Raw genomic sequence first — 3,514 nt, 5'->3', positions numbered from 1 at the left:
TGATCCGAATCCAGGGGATGTCTACTTCACCTAATGCTCTCAACAGTTCTGCCAGTTTTGGTTCACTGTATATGTCTAAACCATAGTTGGTGGTGATTTGCGAAATTAAAATCAGCTCTTGAACCCCTTGAGATGCCAACTGCTCGGCTTCCGCAACAATGGATTCTATGGTACGCGATCGCTGCTTTCCCCGGAGGTGCGGAATGATACAGAAGGAACAGCGGTAATCACACCCTTCTGCCACCCGCAGGTAAGCAACCCCTTCAGAAGTTGTTCGGTAGCGTGGCGTTGTTTCGTCAGCAATGTAGCTTGGTTCAGTAGAAACCTCTTGAACGCGATCGCCTGTTTCTACTCTTTGGATTACATCTACTATTTTATGGTAGTCCCCGGTTCCCACCACTGCCACTGCCTCAGGCAACTCTTCCAGTAGTTGGCTTTGGAAGTGTTGAGCCATACAGCCGGTGATCACAATTTTTTGATTAGCTTCCGCCAGTTCTACCAGCGTCCGGACTGATTCTCGCCGCGCTTCTTCTATAAAACTACAGGTATTTACAATAACATAGTCAGCTAATTCTTCATTGGCATCAACCTGGTATCCTGCCTGAACCAGCAGACCCAGCATATGTTCGGTATCAATGCGATTTTTCTCGCAGCCCAAGTGAGATATTGCTACAGTTGGCTTTTTGCCCATTCATTCATCATCTTATATTGTACTACAGCTTAGTCACATAACCTACTGCCCTTTAGCAGAACCTTACACCATTGATTGAGCTTGGTGTGATTGAGCTTGGTGTGATTGAGCTTGGTGTGATTGAGCTTGGTGTGATTGAGCTTAGTGTGATTGAGCTTGGTGTGATTGAGCTTGGTGTGATTGAGTTTGGTGTGTCAGTGATGTGCTCAACTCCTAATCTGCTCTCCTAATTTACTAGTACTGATGTTCCATGTTGATTTCACTATCAAAACCTATACACTAATTGTAAATTAAATTTTATTAAAATATTCAAAAAAAAATTAGGAAATCTAAAAATATTCCCCACAGCCAATCATGCCATCGTCGGGATCGTGACTCCAACAGACCCCCGTTGGTAATATTCCTCTATGGGGGAGCGGGGGAGCGCTACTACAGTTATTAAATCGAGTAGTGCTGATCTCGGCTGTTAAGCAATTGCGGTCGGAAAGCTCAAAGTTGACAGGACAAAGGTTAGTAAACAGCTAGAGAAAATGTTGCAGAGTCTACCAAAAACTCTTATTATTTGTTAGAATTGAATTAGGGTAACACCGACAGGGATTATTATGTAACTTAAATTAAAGCCGAAAACCAAGGGTTTAATAGTTGCGCTCTCGACCTACGGTGGAACCAAATTTTTTGGAATTTTTATGGCGCTCGCGGGATATTCCGTCAGAGAAGCGCGGAGATACCCCCTGGATGTGAAAGCATCTTGCATTGGCGGGCTAGGGTCTATCTTGGTAGACTTTGGTAGCTAAAAAGTATCGGTACAATCTACTGGTAATATATATAATCCTATTTTACCTTTGACCTAGAATAAGTACGCATCAAAAACAGATGCAGTAGTTTTACGGCTAACCTCTCTCTTGGTGCGCGTTCCCTTGGCGAGGGAACCTCGCGCCTTGTCTTGATGCAAAGCGCGAGTGGGGGTTCCCCCCAAGACCGCGCTACCTCGCTGCATCGCTGTCGCACCGCTGTTAACCTAGCACCACTAGAAATGGTCTTCAGGAATTTTGGTGCTTGCTTTGGGGATAGCACTGACCGATACAATTGGTTTGAGCGACTGGTTTTAGCAACCGGTCGAACTAAATCCCAGGTTTGATCAAAAGAGTAAGCACCATAGCTTTTCTCTTGGTGCGCGTTCGGTGTGGGCGTTGAACCTCGCGCCTTGTCGCACCGCACCATTAATGCCAGTGGTAGACCGATGCCAGAAACGGCATCCGACCCTACTCTCAATTCCCAAGTTTTCTACAGGGGGCGCTGGTCCGCTCTATCTGTACCTTTTCCTCCCCGCTCCCTGATGAGATGGGGCTTCCAAACATCCCAGGATTGTGAACTTAGAGCAAATTTTCCAGACACCGAATCCAATCATAGGAGTTGTGCATTTGCTGCCACTCCCTACTTCCCCGCGCTGGGGCGGTAGCCTGCAAGCTGTGATTGACCGAGCCGAGCAAGAGGTCACCGCCTTAGGCTCTGGTGGAGTGGATGGGGTGATTGTTGAGAATTTTTTCGACGCCCCATTTACCAAAAACCAGGTCGATCCAGCAGTAGTCAGTACCATGACGATCATAGTCCAGCGACTGATGAACCTGGTTCCCATACCAATAGGGATCAATATTTTACGCAATGATGCTCATAGTGCTTTGGCAATTGCTACTTGTGTAGGGGCTAAATTTATCCGCGTTAATGTTCTGACTGGGATTATGGCAACAGATCAGGGCTTAATTGAGGGACAGGCTCATACACTCTTGCGCTACCGTCGGGCACTGGGTAGTGATGTTAAGATTCTTGCTGATGTTCTGGTTAAACATGGACAACCTTTGGAATCACCGAATATCACCATAGCTGTACAAGAAACTATAGAGCGGGGGTTAGCTGATGGTGTGATTCTATCTGGCTGGGGAACCGGTACTCCTACTAATCCCCAAGACCTGGTGTTAGCCTCGGCGGCGGCTAAGGGCAAACCAGTGTTTATTGGCAGTGGCGCTAATTGGGAAAATATTTCCACCCTGATGCAATATGCTGATGGGGTAATTGTTTCTAGTTCCCTCAAGCGTCGTGGACAAATTGATCAACCTATTGACCCGATTCGGGTCAGTCAATTTGTGGAAGCAGTACGCAGTAGTGTGTCTGCTAAACAAGAACAAAAACCAATTGTTTGACCGTTGAAGGTTGAAGGTTGGCCGGTTGAAGGTTGGCCGGTTGAAGGTTGGCCGGTTGAAGGTTGGCCGGTTGAAGGTTGTTCGCCCTAGGCGTTCCCTTAGGGTAGGTTGTCTGTCAGAATGCAGAATGTAGAATGCAGAATGTAGAATTCTAAATTCTAAATTCTACATTCTAAATTAAAAAATGTTGTTGGCCCTTGGCGTTCCCCTAGGGTAGGTTCAAGGTTGAGCATCAACAGTATCTCACCTTGGTTTCTGTCTATTGGTTGTTTGACTTGATAACGTAGTAGTTAGAACTTTCAAGCAACCCCTATTCCTAATTATCTAGATTATGAGTGTGAGTCGCAGGCGTTCTGCCCCCTGGATTTATCGTTGGTCCCGTCAGCTGATTGCTGCGATCGCTGTCGTGGGTGCCCTGTTAACTGCTTATCTGACTGTGGTTAAACTGACAGGTGGTACTGCAGTTTGCAGCGCGGGTGCAGGTAATGCTTCTAGCTGTAATGATGTCCTTTCCAGCCCTTATGCTAGTATATTTGGTCAGCCACTAACCTTGTTTGGCTTCCTGGCATACACCAGTATGGCTACATTTGCCTTGGCTCCGTTGTTAGTCAAGGGAGACACAAAA

At 46.5% G+C, this 3,514-nt stretch carries 4 protein-coding genes and 1 pseudogene; 2 read left to right on the top strand and 3 right to left on the bottom strand.

From position 1 onward, the window contains the following. From F6K20_RS29580 to F6K20_RS29570, 3 genes and pseudogenes are all read right to left on the bottom strand, one after another. The coding region (locus F6K20_RS29580; protein WP_287297077.1) for a radical SAM protein at positions 1-691 on the bottom strand (691 nt) is incomplete at its 3' end. A 29-nt stretch (positions 692-720) separates the two neighbouring features. Next, positions 721-822, bottom strand: a pseudogene (locus F6K20_RS40210) (hypothetical protein); the annotation flags it as partial. Between the two features lie 700 nt (positions 823-1,522). Next, complete coding sequence (locus tag F6K20_RS29570; protein ID WP_131827034.1) at positions 1,523-1,963, bottom strand: hypothetical protein; 441 nt, start codon at positions 1,961-1,963, stop codon at positions 1,523-1,525. 95 nt (positions 1,964-2,058) lie between these two features. Between F6K20_RS29570 and btpA the strand changes: the two genes are divergently transcribed. Then, on the top strand, positions 2,059-2,889 hold the full coding sequence (gene btpA, locus F6K20_RS29565; RefSeq protein WP_008177609.1) for a photosystem I biogenesis protein BtpA: 831 nt from the start codon (positions 2,059-2,061) through the stop codon (positions 2,887-2,889). Positions 2,890-3,220: 331 nt separating this feature from the next. Continuing rightward, on the top strand, positions 3,221-3,514 hold a 294-nt coding region (locus F6K20_RS29560), incomplete at its 3' end, for a vitamin K epoxide reductase family protein (RefSeq protein ID WP_287297075.1).

The sequence above is a fragment of the Moorena sp. SIO2C4 genome, from assembly GCF_010672485.1.
GTDB classification, from domain to species: Bacteria; Cyanobacteriota; Cyanobacteriia; order Cyanobacteriales; family Coleofasciculaceae; genus Moorena; species Moorena producens.
The sequence above is the reverse complement of the archived record's forward strand: the minus strand, read 5'-3'. Positions and strand labels throughout refer to the sequence as shown.